Source organism: Roseobacter sp. OBYS 0001 (assembly GCF_019654895.1).
Lineage (GTDB): Bacteria > Pseudomonadota > Alphaproteobacteria > Rhodobacterales > Rhodobacteraceae > Roseobacter > Roseobacter litoralis.
On record NZ_BPES01000002.1, the window covers coordinates 44,812 to 68,829 of the forward strand.

A 24,018-nucleotide genomic window follows, 5' to 3' on the forward strand; every position below is an offset into this window, starting at 1 on the left:
CTGCGTCTCCCTATTTGGTTATACTCAACTCCCCCGGCGCGCCGGTCATGGCGCGGGTGGGGGAGGAGGTTGCGATCAAAACACCCAAGGTCAGCACGTAGGGTGCGGCGAAAAACAAGTAGTACCCTTCCGAGACACCCACCGATTGCAGCACCGGCCCAAGTGCACCAGCGCCTCCAAACAGCAACGCCGCACCAAAGCAGGCCAGCGGGTTCCAGCGCGCGAAAATCACCAAGGCGACTGCCATCAGACCTTGGCCGGAGGATATCCCTTCATTCCAACTTCCCGGGTAGTAGAGCGACAGATAAGCTCCGCCGACACCGGCAAAAGCCCCGCCAACTGCGGTCGCGCAGGTGCGGATCAGGGCTGGGCGCAGGCCCATGGCGCGCGCGGCATCCGTGCTGTCGCCGACAACGCGCAGGGTCAAACCGACCCGCGTGGTGCGCAGCATCCACCACAACAGAACGGCCAAAGCCGCGCCGATCAGGAACAACACATTGACTTCCAGAGCGGCGCGGACCTGCGGAATGTCGGACCACCACCCAAAGCTGATCGCGGGCAAATCCGAGGCCACGGGCTGCACGAAAGGTTTGCCAAAGTAAAACGCCAGCCCCATGCCGAGGATCATCATGGCGATGCCCACCGCGATGTCGTTGACGCGCGGCAGGGAGCATATGACGCCGTGCACCAGCCCGAACAGCGCGCCGGACATGGCCGCTGCCAACACGCCAAGCCAGGGCGAGCCGGTCAGATAGGCAAGCGCGTAGCCCGACATCGCCCCGAAGACGAGCGTGCCTTCCAGGCCTAAATTGATCCGGCCGGAACGCTCGGTCAGCGCCTCACCAAGGCTGACAAACAGGAACGGCGTCGACACCCGGATCGCGCCGCCAAGAATGGCAAGCGGGATGATCCAATAGCCCAGATCCGTTTCCATCAGGCGGCCCTCCAGCGCTCAGGCGCGAAGAGCTTGAAACGGCCGTAGAGCGTCTCAGACATTAGAATTGACATGAACACAAAGCCTTGCAGCACCAGCACAGTCGCATCCGGCAGGTCCATGCGGCGCTGCACCAGGCCCGATGAGGCTTCAAATCCGGCCAGCAGGATTGCGACCGGGATGATGGCCAGCGGATTGTGCCGCGCAAGGAAGGCGATCAGGATGCCCGTGTAACCGTAGCCGCCCGCGAGGCTGGCATTGGCAGAGCCATGTACCGCCGAAACTTCGAAAAACCCGGCCATGCCCGCAAAAGCCCCGCCCAAAGCGGTGAAGCCCACGATCAACCTGCCCACGGGCAGACCCTGTACCTGCGCTGCGCGGACATTGCCGCCCGCGATGCGCGCAGCAAAGCCCCATGTGGTTTTGTCGATCAAAATCCAGACCAGCACGCAGGCGATAACGCCAAAGGCCAGACCCCAATGCACGTCCCAGCCGGGGAGCGTGCCGACCCGCAAAGCATCAACCAAGGGTTCTGTGGACGGCTTGTTCAGGCTCGCCGGATCGCGCAAGGGTCCCTCGACCATATGGTTCATCAGCGCAATCGCGATGTAGGCCATGAGAAGGCTGGCAATGGTCTCGTTCACGCCGCGATAATGTCGCAAAACGCCAATGGCCCCGATCCAAACCGCGCCGATCACCATGGCGGTCAGCAGCATGGCAGGAAGGGCGATGAGCGCCGGTGTTCCGGCCAACAGAGCTCCGGCAAACCCCGCACCGACGCCGCCCAGCACAATCGCGCCCTCGCCGCCGATAACCACCAGACCCAGTCGCGCGGGCAAGGCCACGCACAAGGCGGCCAGCAATAAAGGTGCGGCGCGCGACAGGGTGTTTTCCCACGAAAACGCGGTGCCGAAGCCCGCGCGGTAGACCAGCGCGAAGAAATCCGCCGGTGACTTGTCTTGCAGCAGCAAAAACAGGCTAAAGGCGGCAAAGCCCGCCAGCAATGCGCCAATGGGCAAGACAACGGCCTCCGCCCGGCGCGCAAGCCCGGCCCAGCCAACAGCAGGCCGTGCAGGAGCAGTGTCTGAGACAGGCAATGTCATTGATCAGGAGGTCGAGCCGATCACGCCCTCGACCAGATAATCCATGCTCTCCAAGGCGATGTCATCCTCGGCAAAGCCTTCGCCCGCGGCCGCGATCACGTTGCCGGTGTTGTCTTTCAGAGGGCCTTTGATGGCTGCGAACCCTCCGGCCATGATCTCAGCCTTCACGGCTTCAAACTGAGCGCGGGACGCGTCTGAAACTGCAGAGCCAAGCGGGGACATCTTGATGAAGCCGTCGGCCAAACCGCCGCGCACAAAGTTGTCGATGGTGCCGTCGTCCAGCACGGTCTGCACCATGCCCGTGTAGACGCCCGCCCAGTTCCATTCGGCCCCGGTCAGGTACTTCTCGGGTGCCAGCGGCGACTGGTTGGCATGGTAGCCGCACACAAAACAATCGCGCCCGGCGGCGGTTTCCATCACCACTTTGGGTCCGTCCACATGGCAGGTGATCACATCGCAGCCCGCATCGGCGAGGGCATTGGTGGCCTCCGCCTCTTTGACCGCCAGTGACCATTCGCCCGTAAAGATGACCTGACAGGTGATCTCAGGATCGACCTGCCGCGCGCCCAGAAGGAAAGAGTTGATGTTCAGCAGCACCTGCGGGATCGGTTTCGCTGCGACAAATCCGATTTTCTTGGTTTTGGTGGCGTGCCCGGCGGCAATGCCATTCAGATACTGCCCCATGCCAATATAGCCGAAATAAGAGCCGACATTGGTGGGCATACCGTCCGTCCAAAGCCCGGCTGCGTGCTGGAACCGCACATCGGGATGTTTGGGGGCAACCGCCAGCACATGCGGGTCAAAATAGCCAAATGAGGTCGGAAAGAGCAGTTTGGCATCGTCGAAATTGATCATCGATTCCATGGATTTCTGTACGTCGATGGTCTCGGCCACTTTTTCTTCCTCGACGACGATGACGCCCTCCATCGCTTTCACGGCGGCGGCACCCTCGGCATGGGCCTGATTGTAACCAAAATCGTCTTTCGGTCCAACATAGATGAAGCCAATAGTCAAAGGGCTGTGGCCGTCGGCAAAGCCCAGCTGGGGCACGGTGGCGGCACTGGCCAAAACGGCGGTGCCCTTAAGAAAGCCGCGACGCGACAGGGGTGAGAATGACATGAGAAATGCTCCTTCAACGCGATGTATGGCCCGGCTGCGCAGACATCTCGCAACGCCCGGTTTGGATCTTGCCTAGGATGCAAGGAGAGAAGCGCTGTTGTCTTCTGCTAATAATTCACCGTTACGATGCAAAAAATGCATCAGTGAGATGCGCGCTACTGGGCGACAAGCGCTTCAAGCGCTGCAACAAGCTGCTGTCCGAATTTGGCAGAGGCAACTGGCAGCGCACGCCCCTTCATTTGCCCCAATAACAGCTGCCCCGGCCGGACGTCGCGTTCCGCCAGCGGCCTGTGCCCAAACCCGGCCTCTTGAGGCGGTTTCAGGCCAATCGGAATCTGAAACCCCACAGCATCTTCCTGCAACACGTAATGGCGGATCAGGTCAAAGGACTCTGTCTCCAGCGTCGGCGCCAGCGTGCGTCCGATCGAGGTGGCGGCAAGTTCCAGAAGGTTGCGCACCCCGTAAGCAGAGGTCGGCAGGATAAGTCGGTGGTTCAGGCAATCGCGCAATCGCAAGGTCGGCCCTTTCCCAAGCGGACTGTCTTTTGAATAGACAGCATGCACCCGTTGCGGGAGGGCGTAGAGCACATCAAATTCGACCAGATGAACGGGCTCGAACACGAGGGCAAGATCGCTGCTGTAAGTGGCCAGATCACGTTCCGCCTGCACACGATCACGCACATTGATCGAAAAGGTCACGCCGGGATGATTGGCCCGGTAAATTGCAATCTGCTGCGGCAGAAAATACGGTAACAACGCCTGTGAACAGGCGATCGATATATGTCCGCGCCGCTCGCCTGACAGATCAGCCACCTGACTTTGGACGCGGGCCAAATCGGTGCGTTGCAGTCGGATATGTTGCATCAGCAACTCGCCCGCCGGATTCAACCGCATGCCACGCGGCAGGCGTTCAAAGATTGGCCAGCCAAATTCCTGCTCGAACCCTTGGATGCGACGGTTGAGCGCCGACGCTGTCAGGTTGGTGTCCTCTGCCGCTTTTCTGATTGAGCCCGCGCGCACGACCGCCTCAATGAGCTCAAAGGTTCGCAAATACTTCATATAAAGCAATTTCCCCAGGCCGATGCAAATTTTGCACCGGTTATATTCTTTTATAGCATTAGAAGTGAACGCTTTTCCATCGCAACCTTCCTGGAAATGCGAGTCGCTCGGCGCGGCACCAACAGTGAGGGGTTCACATGACTGATCAGACTTCGAGACGTAGCTTCCTGAAAATGGGCGCTGCCGGCGCATCAATGCTGCCGCTTTTGCGCGCGTTGCCTGCCTCGGCGCAGGGCAGTGACACGCTGGTTGTGGTGACCGGAGCCACGATCAACAGCCTTGATCTGCACCGTACCGGGACAAGCCGCGCCTCCTATCAGGTTGGCATCAATTGCTATGACCGTCTGCTGACATTCGGCACAAAGGAGGTGCCAGGTAACGGGTTGTCCTATGACTACACGGTGGTGGAGCCGGAACTGGCAGAAAGCTGGACCGAATCCGACGACGGCCTGACGCTGACCTTCAAGCTGAAATCCAACGCGACCTTCTGGGATGGCCGAAAAGTGACCGCGGCAGACGTGAAATGGTCTTTTGACCGAGCGGTGTCAGTGGGCGGCTTCCCAACAGTTCAGATGAAGGCAGGCGGGCTGGAACGCCCCGAGCAATTCGTGGCCGTGGATGACGAGACCTTTGTGATCAAGCTCGACCGTCCATCCAAACTGACCATCCCTGATTTGGCCGTGCCGGTGCCCTACATCATCAACTCGGCCGAGGCTGTGGCCAATGCCACCGAAGACGATCCTTGGGCGCTGGAGTATCTGCACACGACACCGGCCGGGTCCGGGGCCTATAAAGTCGCGCGCTGGAATCCCGGCGAGCAACTGGTTTATGAACGCAACGATGACTGGGTCGGCGGACCATTGCCCGCCACCAAGCGCGTTGTAATCCGCGAGGTGCCAAGCCCAGCCACACGGCGCGCCCTGATCGAGCGCGGTGACGTGCAGGTCGCCTTCAACATCCCCGACAAGGACGCAGCAGAGCTTGCCGACACGCTCGATGTGTTCTCGACCCCGGTGGAAAACTGCATTCACTGCCTCTGCCCGAACTTCTCGTTCGAGCCGTTTCAGGACCCCGACGTGCGCAAGGCCATTGCCTATGCGGTGCCTTACGAGGACATCTTCCAAGCCGCAGCGTTCGGGCGAGGCTTGCCACTTTGGGGTGGCTCAGAAGAGATCACCGACATCGCTTGGCCGCGCAAGACGCAATATTTCACCGATCTGGACAAAGCCAAAGAGCACATGGCGAAATCCGCCTACGCGGACGGGTTCGACGTCCCGTTGTCGATCAGCCTCGATCTGGCATCGTGGATGGAACCGACCGCATTGCTCGTGCAAGAAGCGCTCGGCAAGATCGGGATCAACGTCACGATTGAGAAGATCCCCGGCGCCAATTGGCGCACCGCCGTTCTGGTTGAAAAGCGCTTGCCGCTGCATCTGGAAAACTTTGGCGGCTGGCTGAACACGCCCGATTACTACTTCTTCTGGGCCTACAAGGACGGGCACTTGTTCAACTCATCGAATTACCGCAACGAAGAGATCGAGGCGCTGGTCGACGCCACCCTCCATATGCCGATGGATGATCCGGAATATGCGCCGCAAATCCAGCGTATGTTTGAGATCGCTCTGGATGAGCTGCCGCGCATCCCGCTGTACCAACCAGCGCTGAACGTTGCCACCAATGGGGCCGAAGGATACGAATTCTGGTTCCACCGCCAGCTCGACGTCCGCGTTCTCAGCGCTGTCTAGGCATGTTGGCCTGCTCCCCCCGGCTGCGCGCAATCTTGTTGCGCGTGGCGCAGGCCATTCCGGTGGTCATCGGTGTCGTGGTGATCAGCTTCCTGTTGACCCGGGCGCTACCCGGGGACCCTGCGGTCTATTTCGCAGGGGTCGCGGCCGATGAGGCTTCGATCGAGGAAACGCGCGTGGCAATGGGCCTTGATAAACCCTTGCCCGTTCAGTTTCTCCACTACGTCGGAGATTTGTTGCGGGGCGATCTGGGGCAATCGTTGTCCAGCGGGCGGGCCGTCGCGACTGATCTGGCGAACCGCTTGCCCGCCTCGTTGGAGCTGACTTTGACGGCCTTGATCCTCGCTGTGGTCATCGCGGTTCCGCTTGGCGTTTTGGCCGCGACCCGGCCCGGCACCTGGGTGGATCACCTCTGCCGTGTGCTCGTTACGGCAGGTGTGTCCCTGCCAACATTCTTTACCGGCATCCTGCTGATTTATATATTCTATTATCTACTTGGCATTGCCCCCTCACCATTGGGACGGCTGGATTTTATCTACCTGTCCCCCGATCATGTTACAGGTTTCTACCTGATCGATGCCGCCCTAATGGGCGATTGGGAGACGTGGCGCGGCGCGGCCAAGCAATTGGTGCTGCCCGCCGCGACTTTGGCGTTGTTCACGCTGGCACCCATCGCCCGCATGACCCGCGCCGCGATGCTGACCGCGCTGTCATCGGATTTCATTCGTACCGCCAAGGCGGCAGGGCTGTCCAACCGCGCGGTGCTCTACCGCTACGCCTTTCGCAACGCGCTTTTGCCGGTGGTCACGACGCTTGGCATGGTCTTTTCCTTCGCGCTGGGGGCCAATGTGCTGGTGGAAAAGGTCTTCGCCTGGCCCGGCATCGGATCCTATGCGGTCGAGGCGCTGGTGGTCTCCGACTATGCCGCCGTGCAGGGCTTTGTGCTGGCCATGGCGTTGCTGTTCGTGGTGTTGAACCTCGTGATCGACCTGCTTTACACGGCGATCGACCCTCGCATCGGGTTTGACGCACAATGAGCGATTTCGCCCCCACCGACCTGCCGCGCAAGCAAAGCACACTGGATCATGTGGTCTACGTTTTGCGCGCTAACCCGGTCACACTGATCGCTTTTGGCATGTTCGCCTTCCTCATCCTGTCGGCGATCATCGGCCCTGCATTGGTGCCATATGACCCGCTGGCCACAAATGCCAGCAACGCTTTGCAACCGCCATCATCCGCGCATTGGTTTGGCACAGACCAGGTTGGGCGCGACGTGTTCAGCCGGGTCATCGTGGCGACGCGGCTGGATCTGACAATCTCTGTGGCTGCCGTTGCGATCTCCTTTGTGGTGGGATCTGTCATGGGCTGCATCGCGGGCTATTGGGGCGGCTGGCCCGATATCATCCTCAACCGCTTTCTCGACACGATCATGGCCTTCCCGCTGTTCGTGCTGGCCATGGGCATTGTGGCCGCCTTGGGCAACACGGTCGAAAACATCATCTACGCGACGGCCATCATCAACATGCCCTTCTATGCGCGCCTCGTACGCGCTGAGGTCAACATTCGCCGCGACGCGGGCTTTGTACGCGCGGCCAAGCTGACGGGCAGTTCCGACATCCGGGTGCTGGCCACGCAAATTTTTCCCAACGCGCTGCCGCCCATGATGGTGCAGGTGTCGCTCAACCTCGGCTGGGCGATCCTGAATGCCGCGGGCCTGTCTTTCATTGGTCTCGGAGTCAGCCCGCCCACGCCGGAATGGGGTATCATGGTGGCCGAAGGTGCGAACTTCATCGTCTCTGGTGAGTGGTGGTTGGCGGTTTTCCCGGGCCTTTGGCTCATGTTCGCGGTCTTCACCTTCAACCTGTTGGGCGACGGGCTGCGCGACATTGTCGACCCGCGCAAAAGGACGTGACTGGATGCTGAGTGTCAAAGACCTGAGCGTCATGTTCCATACAAGACGCGGTGCCGTTGACGCGGTGCGTGGCGTAAGTTTTGACGTGGCCAAGGGCGAGATTCTGGGCATTGTCGGCGAAAGCGGGTCGGGCAAATCGGTCACGTCCTACGCGCTGATGCGCATTCTGGATGCGGGTGGCACGATCAAAGCGGGGGAGGCCACATACTCCGGTATCGACCTGCGGCGTGCGAGCGAACACGACATGCGCGACATCCGGGGCCGCGAAATCTCGATGATCTTCCAAAATCCGCGTGCGGCGTTGAACCCTATCCGAAAAGTGGGTCATCAGATCGAGGACGTGCTGCGCCAACATGCCCGCGCCACCCGCTATGATGCGCGCGACAAGGCGATTGCCGCCATGGAGGCGGTCAAGATCAACGACGCCGCCGCGCGTTATGAAGCCTATCCTTTCGAGCTGTCAGGCGGGATGTGCCAACGCATCGTTTGCGCCATTGCGCTTGCCTGCAATCCGCGCCTGCTGATCGCGGATGAGCCGACGACGGGCCTTGATATCACAACCCAAAAGGCGGTGATGGATCTTGTGCGTGACCTGATCCGCGAACGCGACATGAGCAGCATCCTGATCACCCATGATCTGGGTCTTGCCGCGCAATATTGCGACCGGTTGATCGTGATGAAAGACGGGCAGATCATCGAGCAGGGCGATCCCGAGCAGATTTTCAGCCAGCCCCAGCACCCCTATAGCCGAAAGCTGGTCGATGCGACCCCGCGCGCCGGTGCCTCCGTGCGGGACCTGCTGCCCGCCGAGGCCCGCGCGCCAGAGCCGCGCATTGTGATCTCCGACCAGCCGTTGGTTGAGGTTCGCGATCTGGTCAAAACCTATGCGGGCAAGTCCGGGCCTGTGCATGCGGTCAAAGGGATTTCTTTCACAGTGAACAAGAGCCAATGCGTTGGGCTTGTGGGCGAAAGCGGTTGTGGCAAGTCCACAACCTCCGAGATGCTGGTGCGGCTGATGGACGCCACGTCTGGCCAGATCATCTTTGACGGCAATGATATCGCCCAAACGCCCGCACGCGGCTTTGCCAAAGACCCAAGGCGCGCCGAAATCCAGATGGTATTTCAGGACGCCACAGATAGCCTGAATCCGCGACATAGCGCGCGCCAGGCGATTGCCGAGCCGTTGCAGCGTTTGGGCAAGATGCGCGGTGCTGCACTGAGCGAGCGGATCGAAGAGCTGGCAGGGCTGGTCGGCCTGCCGCTATCGCTGCTGGATCGCTTTCCGCATCAGCTGTCGGGAGGCCAGAAGGCGCGGGTTGGAATCGCGCGGGCCGTGGCGTTGGACCCGAAGTTTTTGATCCTTGATGAACCCACTGCCGCTCTTGATGTCTCGATCCAAGCGGTTGTATTGAACTTGCTGGTCGATCTGCGCGCCAAGCTCGGCCTCAGCTATCTGTTTGTCAGCCACGACCTGCATGTGGTGAGGCTGCTCTGCGATCATGTCATTGTCATGAAAGACGGAGAAATCGTTGAAGAAGGTCCCGCTGCGCAGGTCATGTCACAGCCACAGAGCCCCTACACCAAATCCCTTATTGCCGCCGCGCCCAAACCGCCGAAACGCGCTGCAACCCTAGACCAATTGGAGACATCCGATGCTCAGCACTCTGCCCTTCACGATCAACGCGCTTCGTGAGGCCTACGCCTCGGGCACGCGCCCGGCGGATGTCATCGACGAGATATTCAGCCGGCTAGACGCCGTGAGCGACCCAGGCATCTTTATCCATCTTCGTGATCGCAACGACCTTGTGGCTGAGGCAAACGCGCTTGGTCCATATGACCCGTTGGTGCCACTTTGGGGCATTCCCTTTGCTGCCAAAGACAATATCGACGTCGCCGGAATTGAGACCACCGCCGGCTGCCCCGCCTATGCCTACACGCCCGATCAGGATGCCTTTGTGATAGCGAAGCTCCGTGCGGCGGGGGCCTTGATGATCGGCAAAACCAACCTTGATCAGTTCGCGACCGGCCTTGTCGGTGTCCGCACGCCCTATGGTGCGCCGCTGAATGCGGTCGATCCGGAGATCGTTCCGGGTGGATCATCCGGCGGCTCTGGCGTGATCGTCGGGCACGGTATCGTGTCGTTTTCGCTGGGCACTGACACCGCGGGCTCTGGCCGGGTGCCTGCCGCCTTGAACAATATTGTCGGGCTGAAACCGACTTTGGGTGCGCTGTCAGCAAGCGGGGTTGTGCCCGCCTGCCGCACGCTGGACACGGTGTCGATCTTTGCGATGACGGTGGACGACGCTTACGCGGCCTTTGCCGTGGCGCGCGGTTTCGACGGAAAAGACGCCTATTCCAAACCGCTTGTCCATGAGGATTTGACCGAACCGCCGCAGCCTTTGCGGGTTGGCATCCCGGATGCAGGCTCTATCGAGTTCTTTGGCGACACGGTTCAGCAGGCCGCGTTCGAGCGGGACGTGGCCGCGCTGAAGGCTTGGGGCGCCGTATGCGAAGAAATTGATTTCGAGCCGCTCTACGCCATTGCGCGGATGCTGTACGAAGGGGCCTGGGTCGCCGAGCGCTATACCGTGATCGCCGACCTGCTGGCGAGCGACCCCGACGCGGTGCATCCAGTGACCCGCCAGATCATCACCCATGCAGAAAGCATGTCTGCCGCTGACGCGTTCACCGGCATCTACCGCTTGGCCGAACTGAAACGTGCTGCAGAACCAGTGCTGGACAAGCTTGATCTGCTATGCGTACCGACGGTGCCGACTTTCTATTCCGTGGCCGACCTAGAGGCCGACCCGGTCACGCCCAATTCCAACAATGGCACCTATACGAATTTCGTGAACCTTTTGGATATGTGTGGCCTTGCTGTGCCAACGGCTCCGCGCAGCGATGGAAGACCGGGCAGTGTCACGTTGCTGGCGGCCGCAGGTCAGGATGCGCTGGTCGCCAGTGTCGCACGCGGGTTTGAACACGACTGCCCGCGCAACATGGGGGCGACCGGCCACGCCGTTCCCACGCCTGCGCCTTTGCCTCCCGCCACGCCGGATACGATCGAGATCGCCGTGTGCGGCGCGCATATGACCGGACTGCCGCTGAACTGGCAACTGACCGATTTGGGGGGGCGCTTGCTGCGCTCAGCCAGGACAACGCCCAATTATGAGTTCTACGCCCTTGCCGGCGGACCACCGGCGCGCCCCGGATTGATTAAGGCCGCGGGATTACATGCGGGATCAATCGCGCTCGAAGTATGGAGCCTGCCAGCGACAGCTTTTGGGGCGTTCATGGCGGGCATCCCCGCGCCGCTAGGCATCGGCACCATTGATCTGGCTGACGGAACATCGGTGAAAGGTTTCTTGTGCGAAACAGCGGGATTGGACGGTGCCTTGGACATCACAAGTCTGGGCGACTGGCGTGTGTTTATTGAACAGCAAAGCGAGTTGGCATGACCTCGCGCGCGGAAGAGCGCCTCGCCAAGTTGGGTCTTGAATTGCCCCCGGCTTGGACCCCGCGCGGGCAGTTCCTGCCATTTCGCCGCGACGGGGCCATCGTCTATCTATCGGGCCAGATCTGTGAATGGGATGGCGCTGTCACCCATACCGGACCTGCGCAAGATACGCCCGAGGGCATCAAGACAGCACGCAAGGCCGCGCAAATTTGCGCCCTGAACCTACTATATCGGCTGCGCGAGGCCTGTGACGGTGATCTGGACCGTGTCGATGCGGTCCTGCGCCTTGGCGGCTTCGTCAACTGCACCTCTGGCTTTGGCCAAAGCCCGGCTGTCATCAATGGCGCAACCGAGCTTTTCATCGCCCTGTTCGGCGAGGACGGCTGGCATGCCCGTACCGCCGTCGGCGTGTCCGGCTTGCCCGGCAATGCCATGGTCGAGGTCGATGCAATCGTCAGGTTAACGCGGTAAACGGGGCGCTGAAAGTCTGGGCGCGTGGTGTTCCAGGCGGGCCGCCATCTCTAGTAAAAAGAGGTCCTGACCGGGATGCGCGGCCAGCATCACCGAACGGGGCCGCAACAGCGTGTCGATGCCCCAGGGCAGGCACACCAGCGGCCCGCCGAACACCGTCCATGGCGTCAGCCAGTCCTGAAAACCGGTGGTTCCGTCGATCAGCGGTGCGCCATCGGGGACGGGTAAAGTCAGGATCAAGTCAGTGCCCCGCATCGCATCCCAGAACGCAGTGCGCGCGCCAGTCAAGAGGGTTCGCGCCTCGGCGAGGGTGGTCTTGTCCAGATCGCGACCAGCCTCCAGTCCCGCTCGAAAATTTGGTTTGAGCATCTGGGCATTGTCGTCCAACAAGGCGTGATGCGCTGCGAATGCTTCGGCGCACATCACGCAACGGTGGGCGCTGACCACGCTGCCCACATCAGCGGGAAGGACAATTTCCGTTACGCCCGACAGGGTACCAAGCGCGCCTCGCGCGTCGTCCAAGGCTTGCAACCAATCGGGCGAAACCTCGGCTTTCGTATCCCAAAGCCCGCATGCGACCTTCGGGGCGTTGAGCGCTCCCATTGTGGCGGCCGGGGCGAGCACACGGGCCACGCGTTGCCCCAAGCTGACGTCGCGCGCAATGATGCCTACCGTATCAAAGCTGCGCGCCAAGGGTGTCACTCCACCCATCGGAAACAGCCCTGCACTTGGCTTAAATCCCACCGCCCCACAATAGGCAGCGGGGCGAATCAACGACCCGGCGGTCTGTGTTCCAAGCGCAATGTCTACAACCCCAGCTCCAACCGCAGCCCCCGACCCGCTGCTGGAGCCACCGGGCGAGCGTGACAGATCATGTGGGTTGCGGCACTGTGTGGGGTCAGTAAACGCAAATTCCGTTGTGGTGGTCTTTCCGACAATCTGTGCGCCCGCCGCGCGCAGGCGCTCAACAACCACCGCGTCATGTTCTGCAGGCATTGCATCTGCGCAGACCGCACTTCCGTTTCTTGTCGGCAGCCCCGCGACGTCGATGATGTCTTTAACCCCCACAGTCAGACCAGCTAATGGGCCGGGCCTGATGGAGGGCTTGGCGACGGGCACGTCGGAGAGTTCCACGAAGGCGTGTATATATGGCTCCCAAGCGTAAAGCGCGCTTGTCATTCGACCTCTCGCGCCACGCCGATCAAATGGTCGCGCGATATCATGGCCTCGAGTTGCGTAAGGTCGAACCTTTCGACACCAGCCGGGGCGGCGGGCAAGACCAGATACCGCATGTCTGCATTGCTGTCATGAACATCCAGTTGAACCTCCATCGGCAAGTCCAGCCCGAACTCTTTCAGCACCTGCCGGGGTTCGCGGACCGACCTGGCCCGGTACGCTTTGGAGATGTACCACGATGGTGGTTGCCCCAGAATAGAACGCGGATAGCAGGAACATAAGGTGCACGTGATCAAGTTGTGCAGGGACGGTGTGTTTTCGACCACGATGATGCTGGCCTCTGTGACGGGAATGCCCAATTCCTGCATCGCGGCGCGTCCATCATCCAGCAAACGCCGCTTGTATGCGGGATCGGTCCAGGCTTTGGCGACGACCTTAGCCCCCAGATGGATGCCTGGGCTCTCGAGTTTTGCAATCGCTGCGGTCACTTCATGGGCGGTCAGCAGTGCTTTGCTGATCAACACATCCTGTAATGCGTCCACGATGATCTGGGCCTCAATATTACCGGACTGGTCTTCGATGACCAAGGCCTCGTGCTCTTCGTGAGGGTGATCATGGGGCATGTGAACTCTCCTGCGCTGGCGCAAGCCAATGATCGTAAATCTCAATAATGAGCCGGTCTTGCGGGGCATGGACGTCATTGGGCCAGAGCGTGGTCTGGGCGAACGCCACACGGTACAGATCTACCGCTTTGCCACCAGTATTGCCTACGGCCAGATCCTCGGGATTAAGATAGGTGCCACAATAGCCCACAATTTCACCAGCCTTGCGACGGATGTAATGAGGAATGCGCACATGCCCAGCCTTTCCAAGCGCCAGTACCTGCACACGATCGCCTGCACAAAACCGTGTCATTCGCGTCCAGCCTTTTCCTGCCAGCGGTCGCGTCCTGCTGCAACAGCAGCGTCCAGTTCCGCCTGCGTGATGATGCCTTTCTCAAGAAGGATGTCGTTCATGGCCTCAAGCCGGCGCCGATAAAACGAAAATTGGTTGTACTTCTCAACGCCGAAGCTCTCAAAGCCCCGCCGCACCTCATCGAGCGATACGATACGCCGCGTGCCGTCCCCCAGGAGACCGCGGATCGCCTCAACCTGTTTTTCCCAATGGAGCCACGGCAGTTCGACTTTAGGAATCTCGCCAGCCGTATCGCCACCGACATCATGGTAACCTCGGGGTCCTTTTTCATCGCTCATGCGTATTTGCCTCCTTGATTATCGTGGTGCAGCGCCATGATGCGAACAAATGCTATTTTTTCAGACTAGCGGTGCGAAAATCGAACCGGTCATTGGAAAAGGTGACGCCGTCACCCTGAAAATGAGGCGAACCAAGTTACTGTTGCCGGACTTAACTGCATTCGTTGTAGACGTTTTGAACAGTGACGACGCCCGCTGAAGACTGATCAGCAAGAGAAGCAAGCGTCCCCGCCCTAAACCAATTCTCAACTGACAGGGACGTTCAAAATTGCAAAGCGGTATCAATCACTACATCTCTCTGCGGCGTGGGTAGGGCCCAATGCCGTTCGAGGTTTGACGCGTTTGAATTCAAGATAACCACATCAACCGCCAAAGCGCTCCAGAAGGCGAGATCACGCGCACAGATAAGGCACACGAACGGCGATGAACCTCCCAAAATTGATGGACATGTTTCCAACCTGTTACTGGTCATGCTGGACTGACACTTTGAAAGGCGACTTTGGTCATATTCCGACCATCGGCATATACTGCAGCGCTTGATAGTCTGGGATCTGCGCAGTCATTAGATCAATCGCAGCTTGTCCGCGGCATTAATGTATCCGCCCAAACATGGACGGCCCTTTCCAGACCTTGTTCGTGGTCTTCAATTGCTGCGGTGGCAGACCGCTTTTCTACCGTTCACTGCAAGCGCAAAATCAGGGGTTGGTCGAAGAGCGTTCTGCGGGACAAACCCGACTTTTCCAGTTGCGGCTTTGGCTGTCGCAGAGGACCTGTACGTCTGCGGCATGACTGACGTCGCATTGCAGTTAACGTCGCAATAGCGGTCGCCCAATCTCTCCGCGGAGTGGAACAATTAAAGCGTCATGCGAAAAACCTGAATCACGTAACGCTGCCTGAAATCAAAGATTTCAACGCGTTACGTGATACTTGATGTTTCAGGTATTTCGTCAGACGCTCTAGTTACTCTTTCATTGCGACCGGCCTGCGCCATCACGACGGGGGCGCACTGGCGATTTGGTCTGCAAGCGAACACTCGGTCCCGACAGATCCGATGGGTAGAGCGGCGCACCCCCGAAGAGAAAAGATTGCAGATCTATCCGAACCTGCGCCAGTCCTGATCAAACGCAGGTCGCAGCGGGAGGGACGTAATCTGCAGGTCTAACCCAAGAAAGGGACGCTGACCCGCCAGTACGACGATGATCTGGTCTGTGCCAAATACATGGTACAGACCATGCGCCGGATCCGGATTGCCCATGGAAATTCAAACGTGACCTTTAGCAGTTTCGTGTTTGACGCCCATCAGGTCATCCTTGCCGCCAACACGCCTTCATAAGGCAACTATCATGGGCCAATGGCACGCAGAATGATGGTCTCTGCGCAACGCGCCGAATTGGGAAGGCGGTTCTCGGGCCTGATAGAGGAAACGGGTGGTGGACGATATCACACTTGCGCATTTGGACTGAGTGTTCGGGTGGTTTGGCCATGGGAAACGTGCCGATCGTGCTGCAGCGATCCATTGATATTTTTCCCTAGGATCGTGGTCAAACATGTACCTGTTGGCTTCAAACTCTATGCCATTCGGTATCCCACATTGCGCAGTGTCACGATGCGCTGACCTTCCTGACCGAGCTTTCGGCGCAGCCGACCTACATACACATCCACCACATTGGTCAAAGGGTCTGCATTCAGGCCCCAGACCGTGTTCAGAATGCGCTCTCTGGATAAAACCCGCCCATTGCTTGTCAGGAGTAGCTGTAAGAGATCGCGCTCTTTCTTTGTGAGCTCAATCGGCTTTTTCTCCACATTGACCTCAAGGGAAGCACGGTCAAACGTAATGGCGCCGTTGGTGATAATCGTGTCACTCACGTCGGCGGTATAGCCAGTGGCACGGCGGTGCAACGCCTCGATACGTGCGACCAGTTCGTCAAAATCAAAAGGTTTGGGCAAGTAATCATCCGCGCCAATTTTCAGGCCCTCGACTTTTTCTTCGGACCCATCAAGCGCCGTCAGCATCATGATTGGTGTCTTGGATTTGCGAGCACGCAATTTACGGCAGACACCCTGTCCCTGAATGCCCGGTAACATCAGGTCCAGCAACACGACGTCGTAGTTGTTCTGGGCGGCAAGCTCCAGACCATCTTCTCCGTTGGCGGCATGATCGACCGACCATCCTTCCGCTGCCAGACCACGGCGAACAAAGTCAGCAACGCGCGCCTCGTCTTCAATCAATAGAATGTTCATCGACCATCTCCTTCATCACATCGCGCGGTCGCCCAAGCACCCAACCGCAATTATGCTCCCAAGAGAATCCGCGTTCAACCGGGCGCAACATCGGTTGGCACTGGCCGTTGAGGCGGCTCTTTTGGGATCTTCATAATAACGCGCAGGCCACCTCCGTCCGGATCTTCCAATTCAACTGTACCGCCGTGGGCAAGCACAATGGATTTCACCACCGGCAAGCCGAGGCCGCTGCCCTCAATCCCCTGCCCAGACGCGTTTGATCCGCGGAAGAACCGTTCAAAGGCTCTGGATTTCTCATCCGGGCTTAGACCCGACCCGTCGTCTTCGACCGCAATTATGTTAGTTGTCGCGCTCTGGCGCAGTGATACGGATATCGATGGGCCGCCATAACGCTTGGCATTGTGCAACAACGCCAGCACGGATTGGCGCAGCCTGACCTCATCAACGCTCCCGATAATTCTGGCGCCAGAGCTTTCCACCAACACCGTCTCTGGGAACATAGACACCGCGTCCTGTACGATCTTGAGCAGGTTCACCTTCTTACGATCAAGTCTGAGTTGTCCTGCCTCAAGGCGGGCGACGGTCAGCAAATCATCAACAATTTGGTTTGTGTGTTTGGCGGAGTCGCGAATGCGGGCCAGCGCGTCCGATACTTCCAAACTCAACTTGTGCTGGGTGCGTAGGGTCACATCGGCCTCGCCCAGAATGATCGCCAGCGGGGTGCGCAGCTCGTGACTGATGTCGGCCATCAGTTGCTTGCGGTTTTCTTCACCCATTTCAAGCTTGTTGATCAGCTGCTGCAATTCTGCAGTGCGGTCATGGACCGTTTCTTCCAGCTTTTTCTTCTGCTCCGCGCGGGTCGCCTCTCGCACGGCAAGTCCTTCACCCATGTCCTGCAGGACCGTACCGAGTTCACGGAACTCAAGGCTGCCGCCGAGCACCACGGGTTTCGAGTAGTCCGCCCCGCGCAACCGATCGATTTCGATACGCAGGCGGACGATAGGTTGCCGGATTTGTCCGTTGAAGGAGAACAAAGCAACGATCAACGTTCCTACCGCCAGTGCCACCAACACATAGACCAGCTTTTCATTTCGCGCTCGAAATGCGACAGCATCGGCCAGAACTTCTTCGGTTTCTTCAATTTCCTCTTCAAGTGCGGCGGCAATCTTGCGGTCCAGTTCCACATCAATACCACCGTCCATGAGCGCGGCAAGGCGCTCTGCCTGCACAAAGGATTCCAGCGGATCTTTGGTGCTCGTCATGGCCGCAACCGTGGCATTCAGGGAACGAATGTCGGCTTCTATCTCAGCGAGCAGTTCAAGCTCCTCGAGCTCCTCTTCACCAACCATCTCGATCTCGCGCTCGATCGTCCGGCGAATGTCCAACAGTGTCTGATCAATCCTGGCGCGCAGTTCGCGTTCCGCAGCGCCTCCCTCACTGCGCCCGAGCAGCAGAGACCCGCTATGTTGCTTGAACAGACGGTATAGTTTCGTTTCCAGCTTCAGGTGGAGCCCATAGGATTCCTGCGCCAATTGCGTGCGCGCATCCCACCACCGCGATTTTTCGAGGTTGTACAGGGTCAGCCCGGCCAGTCCACCGATCAGGCCGATGACAACGACCGCATAAATGCCAAAAAGGGTGGTGGAACGCATGTCAGATTACCTTTGGGGTCGACGTCATAGACGATGTATCTGAAGGTTCTGCTAACACCAGCGTTGCAGAACTATATTCCTGCAGAACCTCTTGCAACGCACGTGCATCTGGCTCGACAGACCAGCGCAGCGATGCGATCACAATCACGTCGGCCTTGCCCAGAACCGCGCGTGCCAGATCAAGCCGGAGCGTCTGCGCTGCACTAAGCCCGTTTCCATTTTCCGACAGGCGCTGATCCAACCCGCCCGAGGCGAGAAGCCCCCCAAGCCCAAAGCCCCTCAGGACCTCTGCGATACGCTTGTCCGTGGGTCGTTTTCGGTTCATCAATGTGACTGAGCGGCGCAGACTGCCCTGCAATCCGACGTGATCGTCACCGATGTAAGCCACACAAGGCCGTAGCACTTTACCGTCGAAGCGCAAGTCAAGGGTATCGAACGTATCCAGCCCTGCAATGGCACGCGCGAGGTGACGGCTGGTGGAACCTGTGAGATGAGACGTCTCTCCGCCCGCAACCTCGAAAACGACCGGCGTATCGCCCAGACGTCCAACTGCCTTTACCGAAACCGCTGCCTTTGAGGTCTTTAAATATCTGCGCACCGCCGGTTCCCGCAGCAGATTTTGCGCTTTTCCCCGCGCCACGCGCCAGGCGCAATATTGATCCCAGGCTGCGCCCAGATGTTGCAGCGGCAGGGCGACCAGCGCCAGAACCGAAAGGCTGGCGGCAACTGTCGCGGGGGCAATCCCCGCCATGCTGGCCGACCACAGCATCGTCAGACCGGACGCCGCCGTGCCGGCTTGCAAGAGCGATTGCAGCCCGACCGTGCGGCCACGTCTGGCAACGGCATCATCGCGCAGTCGTGCGCCTTGCGCGTCCAGACGGCGCAGTTCGGTGCCGGTGCGTCCCATCACGTCCAGTTCCGGCGCAATGGCAATGCGTTCGATCATGGAAATTGCGATCCCGGCACGGCGTTGACGCAAACGGCGGTGGCGTCGTTCAAGATGCCACGCGGCAATAGCCATCACCACCAGCGCGATTGCAAGCGGCACCAGACCGCGTGTCGCCAGAACCGGGCTCAGCGCATAAAGGATACCGACAGCACCCGGCAGCACCACGCAGGCCGACAATACTTCGGGAAGCCCACGCCCGAACCATAGCCGCGCGGCAGAAAGATCACCTACAAACCGCAATGACAGGGCACCGACACGGCGTTCCTCGTGCCGCGCTTTGGGCATCTGCGCGATCTTGGCGTAAAGCGTGCGGCGCAGGTCAATGGCGTAGCTTTGCCCAAGCCGTTCGGCGCGGCACCCGGAGATGAACAGGCACAGCGCTGTCAGCGCACCGGCCAGCGCCAGCTCCAGCATCGTTGTGGATGCGAGCGGGACACCACCGTGCAGTGCTGCAAAGGCATCGCGGGTGGCAAAGGCGGCAACGGCAAGCGCTGCGGCCTGCACGATCCCGCATGACACGACGAGGACCGCGTCAAAGACGCGATCCCTTGTGGCTACTGGGGGAAGAAGTGTCATGCGGCCACAGTCTGCGGCGCACCGCGCATGAGGGGGGCGACGTGCGACGCAATCGTGTCAGGGGACCAGAGGTCCTCGCGGGTCAGGATCGGCAGGCCTGTGACCGCTGCGGCCTCAGAAGCGGCGAGCGGTGAACAGCTGACCATGCCGCTGATTGCGAATGCGCCAAGGTTCATCTTGTTCAGGACCGTTTCGCCCCCCAGAGCGCTGAGCGCATCGGGCGCCGCAAAGAGGATCCCGTCCAGCCGGACGCGAATTCTGGACGATTTGAGGATGGCGCGGGTTTCCTGCTGAAACACCCCATCCGCGATCTCGACCACCACAACCTCAGCACCGCGTGCCGCAGCAGTAGCGATCAGCGTATCGAACCCCTTTTCAATCCTGTGCATCGGCATCCGGTAGGTGGTGGGCATGCCGACATCCGTGAAATCAAGCGCGGGAGCGCCGCCGTCCTCAAAGCTGTTGAAATCACCAAAAGCGCCCGTACCGGTCGCTTTGACCCCGGCCACGGTGTAGCCCGATTTCATGAGCCCATGCGCAAGGCTGGATGCTGCCGTCGTCTTGCCCGAGTTCATCGAGGCGCCAAAGACACCGATGACCGTTACATCATTGTTCGGGGCTGAAGAGGGCAAGGCATATGAAGCGATGTTCATCACCTGACCCCGCGCATCGGTCAAAAGGCCCAGTGGCTTCAGACGGGTTGGCTCATCCATCTGGATATGCGCGACATCAACGCGTCCTGCGACACCACCACCGGCGACAAGGTCGATCAGATCGTCGTCGATGGTGGCAGACGCCAGGAACTGATCCGGCGCGTAGCGATCACCCAGACACAGAACCACAAGATCGCCCGGATAGCTGACTGACACGCGGCGCTCGGCAAGCTGAATTTTCTTATGCTGTCCGAGCTCTGCGATTTCGCAAAGGATCAGATCACCGGCTTTGGCCGTGGCAAAGTTCGTGGACAGGCCGCGCACATCGGTGCGGGTGACGCGGCGGGTGGTAAAGGCCCATTTTGCGTTTGTGCACAGGGCGGGGGAAAGTGATTTCATTTGGGTCATTGGTCGTCTCCGTTGTGAAGCATGTGTTATGCCTCCTGTCTGACGTCTGGTGCTGAAAGCTTTCCGGCAGTCCGATGAACCATTGCTCTTAAATCTGGTGAACGGGAGATGAACGGGGCGATTGGTGGGCAAATCAGTCATCGTCACCATCCCCATCGCCGCCTCCATCGCCATCGCCGCCTCCATCGCCATCGCCGCCTCCATCGCCGTCACCGCCTCCATCGCCATCGCCGCCTCCATCGCCGTCACCGCCTCCATCCCGGTCGCTGCTGTTGTCATCACGGTCCCCATCATCGTCGTCGTTTTCGTCCCCATCGTCCCGATCGTTCCTGCCGGTGTCGCCTGTATCTCCCCTACTTCTGCTCCCCTGTCGCAACTCGAAGATTGTCAGCTTGCCGTCACCATTGCGATCGGACTGCGCAAGGAGCTGCTCGGCACCACGGACCCCAAACGCACTGATAAGTTCGTCACGGCTCAGCACCCGGTCCGAATTGGTGTCTACGGTGCGAAAGCTGGCGGATTGCGCGAGGGCGGGTGTCAAAAAGGCACAGATTACGAGAACCGCACAGGCGCCACCAATCCATGCGCCCAGCTGCGCCATGAGATTTTTCACCATGCATCTCGGTGCCAATAAACTGTCCAGCATCTAATCCGATTCCCAAACATATGCCGCACCACTGGTCTGCTCCCGTGGTCTCAAGCGGATGAGGGTCGCACCGGCACATGAAGCGCGCTCTAATACTAAATGAACGCCAGATGAACACGAAAGCGGATCCAAAGGGAATGCCATGCGTCGTCGCGCTGCTCAGAGCAACACTCTCACCACTGACCAAGCCACCGCTGTCTACATTGCGCATAAAACCGTGACACGCATTTCATCACAGATGCAGAACCACTCCACAGAGTGCCGCCAGTTTTGCAAAGAACGCCGACCATCCCGATGGCATGAACAGAACGGTTGGGACTATGCTGGAACGTCTTATTGCAAGCGGCATCATCGCACGCTTTACCCTCAACAGCACTGCGATGACCTGCCTCATTTTCGGACTTTTGTATCAACGCTACCGCGACAAGTAATTGGTGATGACAGCAGCGCTGTTCAACATCTTTGCCTTCGGCGTTCTCACAATCCTCGGCCCGGTAGAGTTCTCGTTGGCGACAGGCTTTGGCCCCTGTGCGATCCTGGCACTCTTTTACCCTGCTCTCTGAGCAAATCACCAAGATCGAGGTCAGCTATTTCTTCGGTTCCCTCACCATTGCCGTGAACTGTTCAATCCAGCGAACGACTTTGCCGTTCGTAATCACCGTGGTCGTGTCGGTGTTACTGGCGGGATAGATTGTCGATCACCCGCGCATTCTCAAGTATGTCGATAGTATGAACACCACCCTCGACAAGGTTGGCCGATGCTCCGTCTAACCCCAACAAGATGCACCGCAACCTTTCAGAGCGCTTGGGCCTCGAATTCATGAACTATCAAATCGTCGCCTTCAATTTCATCGCCAATATGGCGCAGATCAGCGTCGGCTATCACAAATGAGCCGGCCCGCAAAAAGACTGTCATATGACCTTCGATATCACAAATACCCTCACGATTTTAGACACGATCTCGCTTGAAAGCCTGAACGCCAAGTCCGCCATGCAGGAAAGACGGGACAGCAAGTATATCGCCCCTGCAGATTGACTGCCGGCTGTGTTCGCGCAGTTCCGGGACATGTTCGATGTGCCCCGAAGCCCTAGCTTTCATCGACAGCTGTCACCGGGGCTTGCACGGCACGGCCCTTTGCCAGCCCCTGAGACTGGTCTTCCAGATGCGTTATTCCGCGCAACGCTTGTCGACAAAGAGAGGAGCGCGCGCACGACGGGTTTTCCGGTTACATCACTATACGCATATCTATGCAGATGCAGCTTATTTGGTTCAGCAAGCGCGGGCAGTACAATCGTTCAATTCACACATTGGTCTCGAAGCCGCCTTGCAGCAACGCAGCAGGCAAATTCTGTTTGATGGGCGATTTTTCCGCAAGTCAACGCCTCATCAGATGACCGCTCCCAGCCCATAGCAGACCTCGGATTTGAACGCCCGATGATGGGTAAGCGGGAAAACGTGAACTCAATGCACCGTGTAAGTCTCGCGACTCTTACTACTGTATCAGGGCTCAGGCATATCCGTGACATCCAGCAGCATGGACTGAAGCTCTTCATCAAATCGTGATGGCACAATCTTCAGATTTTGGTCGCTCAATCCCTTTACTGCGCGTCCCCACAAATCAAAATGGCTTTTGCGGCAAGGGTCCAAGAATCCGCCAAAGTCTCCAGCTTTTATGGTGACAATGCACCCTATCCCTCCCACATCAACCCGGCTGACAACTAGCCATTCCAAAAAGGTGAATTCATCAAGGCCAACCGCTTTGGCGAGCGTCCCATCCTCTAACCCTCTCAGCACCTGATCGAAGGTAAGTTCAGGGTTTAACTGAGTTAATGCTCTAGCCATCTCCTCATTACTGCGTCGCCAAACAACAATTGGTTTTCCGTTGATGATAAACACGGACAGCCCACCTGGCTCTAAATCGCCGACATACGCACTCTTTAGATTTGGATTGTACTTGGCCTTAACGTCGGCTGTCGGCGTTGTGGCGGACAATAAAAAGTACCCGCCGACCAAAACTGTAAGAAGCATCCAACCGGCAGTAACGTAGTATAGTTTGACGCTCGTTTTCTTCATTTTATCACTAACAAGTCTGACCTAAGACTACGGCATTAAACAAACAGAACAATGCTGAGCTTAAGCAATTTCGAGGCTCTGCGACAGCGCGTTTTTCGATGCAATCGAAACTTTGCAAAGTCCGCTTTCTGCGCATTGATTCAGACCGCAGCGATAGCACCTTGGTGATTGGTTCCTTGAGCGGCCGCTTTTGCCAAGCCGATACTTTATCTGCACAGCTGCAGCGAATTTCCGCTTCTCGCCCTTGGTGTTTTTCGCTGCAGATGAATATCCTGCAAAGCATAACCTTCTGGTTCTTTTTTTCGTACCAAGCTGGCTGCTTGACCGTCAAACGGGCCAAAAACGGCAAAATTTCATATGTGAGTGTCGATAATTTCAAAGACTGTGTCGAAGTTCACTACTTACTGTCATTCGACACATGTAATTCAGTGGTGAGCCGTGCAGGGTTCGAACCTGCGACCCACTGATTAAAAGTCACTAGGACTAGCGACTAACCGTATTGTTTTCATTCAAAAAATTGCGATGTGCTAGCCACGTTACAAGGATCTCACATGTAATTGAGTCCAACTCCGGAATACCAGATTACCCGAT

Annotated in this window: 23 protein-coding genes; 9 read left to right on the top strand and 14 right to left on the bottom strand. The window is 58.6% G+C overall.

Going from position 1 to position 24,018, the window contains the following annotated elements; all coding sequences use genetic code 11:
* Nucleotides 1-10 precede the first annotated feature (10 nt).
* The 4 genes from K5Q35_RS05690 to K5Q35_RS05705 form a co-directional block, all read right to left on the bottom strand.
* Nucleotides 11-934 carry an ABC transporter permease gene (locus K5Q35_RS05690; protein WP_220798809.1) on the bottom strand — a complete coding sequence of 308 codons (924 nt, stop codon included), beginning with the start codon at nt 932-934 and terminating at the stop codon, nt 11-13.
* Nucleotides 934-2,037 carry an ABC transporter permease gene (locus tag K5Q35_RS05695; protein WP_220798810.1) on the bottom strand — a complete coding sequence of 368 codons (1,104 nt, stop codon included), beginning with the start codon at nt 2,035-2,037 and terminating at the stop codon, nt 934-936. Before K5Q35_RS05695 ends, K5Q35_RS05690 begins: the two co-directional genes overlap by 1 nt.
* A gap of 3 nt (nt 2,038-2,040) precedes the next feature.
* Nucleotides 2,041-3,156: a BMP family ABC transporter substrate-binding protein gene (locus K5Q35_RS05700; protein ID WP_220798811.1), complete on the bottom strand. Its 1,116-nt coding sequence runs from the start codon at nt 3,154-3,156 to the stop codon at nt 2,041-2,043.
* A gap of 155 nt (nt 3,157-3,311) precedes the next feature.
* A complete protein-coding gene (locus tag K5Q35_RS05705) occupies nt 3,312-4,214 on the bottom strand; it encodes a LysR family transcriptional regulator (RefSeq protein ID WP_220798812.1) in 903 nt (300 codons plus the stop codon).
* Nucleotides 4,215-4,351: 137 nt separating this feature from the next.
* Here K5Q35_RS05705 and K5Q35_RS05710 point away from each other — a divergent pair, with 137 nt between their 5' ends.
* From K5Q35_RS05710 to K5Q35_RS05735, 6 genes are read left to right on the top strand one after another with little or no spacing between them, the layout of a single operon-like run.
* Complete coding sequence (locus tag K5Q35_RS05710) at nt 4,352-5,959, top strand: ABC transporter substrate-binding protein (RefSeq protein ID WP_220798813.1); 1,608 nt, start codon at nt 4,352-4,354, stop codon at nt 5,957-5,959.
* A gap of 2 nt (nt 5,960-5,961) precedes the next feature.
* Entirely contained in the window at nt 5,962-6,996 is a 1,035-nt protein-coding gene (locus tag K5Q35_RS05715; protein ID WP_220798814.1) for an ABC transporter permease, read from the top strand.
* Nucleotides 6,993-7,871 (top strand): ABC transporter permease, encoded by an 879-nt coding sequence (locus K5Q35_RS05720; RefSeq protein ID WP_220798815.1) that lies wholly within the window; start codon nt 6,993-6,995, stop codon nt 7,869-7,871. Before K5Q35_RS05715 ends, K5Q35_RS05720 begins: the two co-directional genes overlap by 4 nt.
* Nucleotides 7,872-7,875: 4 nt before the next feature.
* Complete coding sequence (locus K5Q35_RS05725) at nt 7,876-9,564, top strand: ABC transporter ATP-binding protein (protein ID WP_220798816.1); 1,689 nt, start codon at nt 7,876-7,878, stop codon at nt 9,562-9,564.
* Complete coding sequence (atzF, locus tag K5Q35_RS05730) at nt 9,524-11,329, top strand: allophanate hydrolase (protein WP_220798817.1); 1,806 nt, start codon at nt 9,524-9,526, stop codon at nt 11,327-11,329. Before K5Q35_RS05725 ends, atzF begins: the two co-directional genes overlap by 41 nt.
* Nucleotides 11,326-11,799, top strand: coding sequence for a RidA family protein (locus tag K5Q35_RS05735; protein ID WP_220798818.1), 474 nt, complete (start codon nt 11,326-11,328; stop codon nt 11,797-11,799). The genes atzF and K5Q35_RS05735 overlap by 4 nt, the downstream gene beginning before the upstream one ends.
* Here the strand turns inward: K5Q35_RS05735 and K5Q35_RS05740 are convergent.
* The 9 genes from K5Q35_RS05740 to K5Q35_RS05780 form a co-directional block, all read right to left on the bottom strand.
* Nucleotides 11,788-12,978, bottom strand: a complete 1,191-nt coding sequence (locus tag K5Q35_RS05740) for an amidase (protein WP_220798819.1) — start codon at nt 12,976-12,978, stop codon at nt 11,788-11,790. The genes K5Q35_RS05735 and K5Q35_RS05740 overlap by 12 nt on opposite strands.
* Nucleotides 12,975-13,598 (bottom strand): nitrile hydratase subunit alpha, encoded by a 624-nt coding sequence (locus tag K5Q35_RS05745; RefSeq protein WP_220798820.1) that lies wholly within the window; start codon nt 13,596-13,598, stop codon nt 12,975-12,977. Before K5Q35_RS05745 ends, K5Q35_RS05740 begins: the two co-directional genes overlap by 4 nt.
* Nucleotides 13,588-13,890, bottom strand: a complete 303-nt coding sequence (locus tag K5Q35_RS05750; protein ID WP_220798821.1) for an SH3-like domain-containing protein — start codon at nt 13,888-13,890, stop codon at nt 13,588-13,590. The genes K5Q35_RS05745 and K5Q35_RS05750 overlap by 11 nt, the downstream gene beginning before the upstream one ends.
* Complete coding sequence (locus K5Q35_RS05755; RefSeq protein ID WP_220798822.1) at nt 13,887-14,228, bottom strand: SH3-like domain-containing protein; 342 nt, start codon at nt 14,226-14,228, stop codon at nt 13,887-13,889. Before K5Q35_RS05755 ends, K5Q35_RS05750 begins: the two co-directional genes overlap by 4 nt.
* 1,093 nt (nt 14,229-15,321) lie before the next feature.
* Complete coding sequence (locus K5Q35_RS05760; RefSeq protein ID WP_158308172.1) at nt 15,322-15,483, bottom strand: hypothetical protein; 162 nt, start codon at nt 15,481-15,483, stop codon at nt 15,322-15,324.
* Between the two features lie 314 nt (nt 15,484-15,797).
* Nucleotides 15,798-16,469 carry a response regulator transcription factor gene (locus tag K5Q35_RS05765; protein ID WP_013963801.1) on the bottom strand — a complete coding sequence of 224 codons (672 nt, stop codon included), beginning with the start codon at nt 16,467-16,469 and terminating at the stop codon, nt 15,798-15,800.
* A gap of 74 nt (nt 16,470-16,543) precedes the next feature.
* Nucleotides 16,544-18,121 carry a HAMP domain-containing sensor histidine kinase gene (locus K5Q35_RS05770; protein WP_220798823.1) on the bottom strand — a complete coding sequence of 526 codons (1,578 nt, stop codon included), beginning with the start codon at nt 18,119-18,121 and terminating at the stop codon, nt 16,544-16,546.
* A 1-nt stretch (nt 18,122) separates the two neighbouring features.
* Entirely contained in the window at nt 18,123-19,646 is a 1,524-nt protein-coding gene (locus tag K5Q35_RS05775; protein ID WP_220798824.1) for an ABC transporter ATP-binding protein, read from the bottom strand.
* Nucleotides 19,643-20,707, bottom strand: coding sequence for a hypothetical protein (locus tag K5Q35_RS05780; protein WP_220798825.1), 1,065 nt, complete (start codon nt 20,705-20,707; stop codon nt 19,643-19,645). Before K5Q35_RS05780 ends, K5Q35_RS05775 begins: the two co-directional genes overlap by 4 nt.
* A gap of 124 nt (nt 20,708-20,831) precedes the next feature.
* On the opposite strand from K5Q35_RS05780, the gene K5Q35_RS05785 reads away from it, so the two are divergent.
* Nucleotides 20,832-21,341 (top strand): hypothetical protein, encoded by a 510-nt coding sequence (locus K5Q35_RS05785; protein ID WP_220798826.1) that lies wholly within the window; start codon nt 20,832-20,834, stop codon nt 21,339-21,341.
* A gap of 449 nt (nt 21,342-21,790) precedes the next feature.
* Entirely contained in the window at nt 21,791-21,916 is a 126-nt protein-coding gene (locus K5Q35_RS05790; RefSeq protein ID WP_220798827.1) for a DUF4956 domain-containing protein, read from the top strand.
* Between the two features lie 938 nt (nt 21,917-22,854).
* Here the strand turns inward: K5Q35_RS05790 and K5Q35_RS05795 are convergent.
* Entirely contained in the window at nt 22,855-23,427 is a 573-nt protein-coding gene (locus K5Q35_RS05795; RefSeq protein WP_220798828.1) for a ubiquinol cytochrome C oxidoreductase, read from the bottom strand.
* A 98-nt stretch (nt 23,428-23,525) separates the two neighbouring features.
* Between K5Q35_RS05795 and K5Q35_RS05800 the strand changes: the two genes are divergently transcribed.
* Nucleotides 23,526-23,894: a hypothetical protein gene (locus K5Q35_RS05800; protein WP_220798829.1), complete on the top strand. Its 369-nt coding sequence runs from the start codon at nt 23,526-23,528 to the stop codon at nt 23,892-23,894.
* The last annotated feature ends 124 nt before the right edge of the window (nt 23,895-24,018 follow it).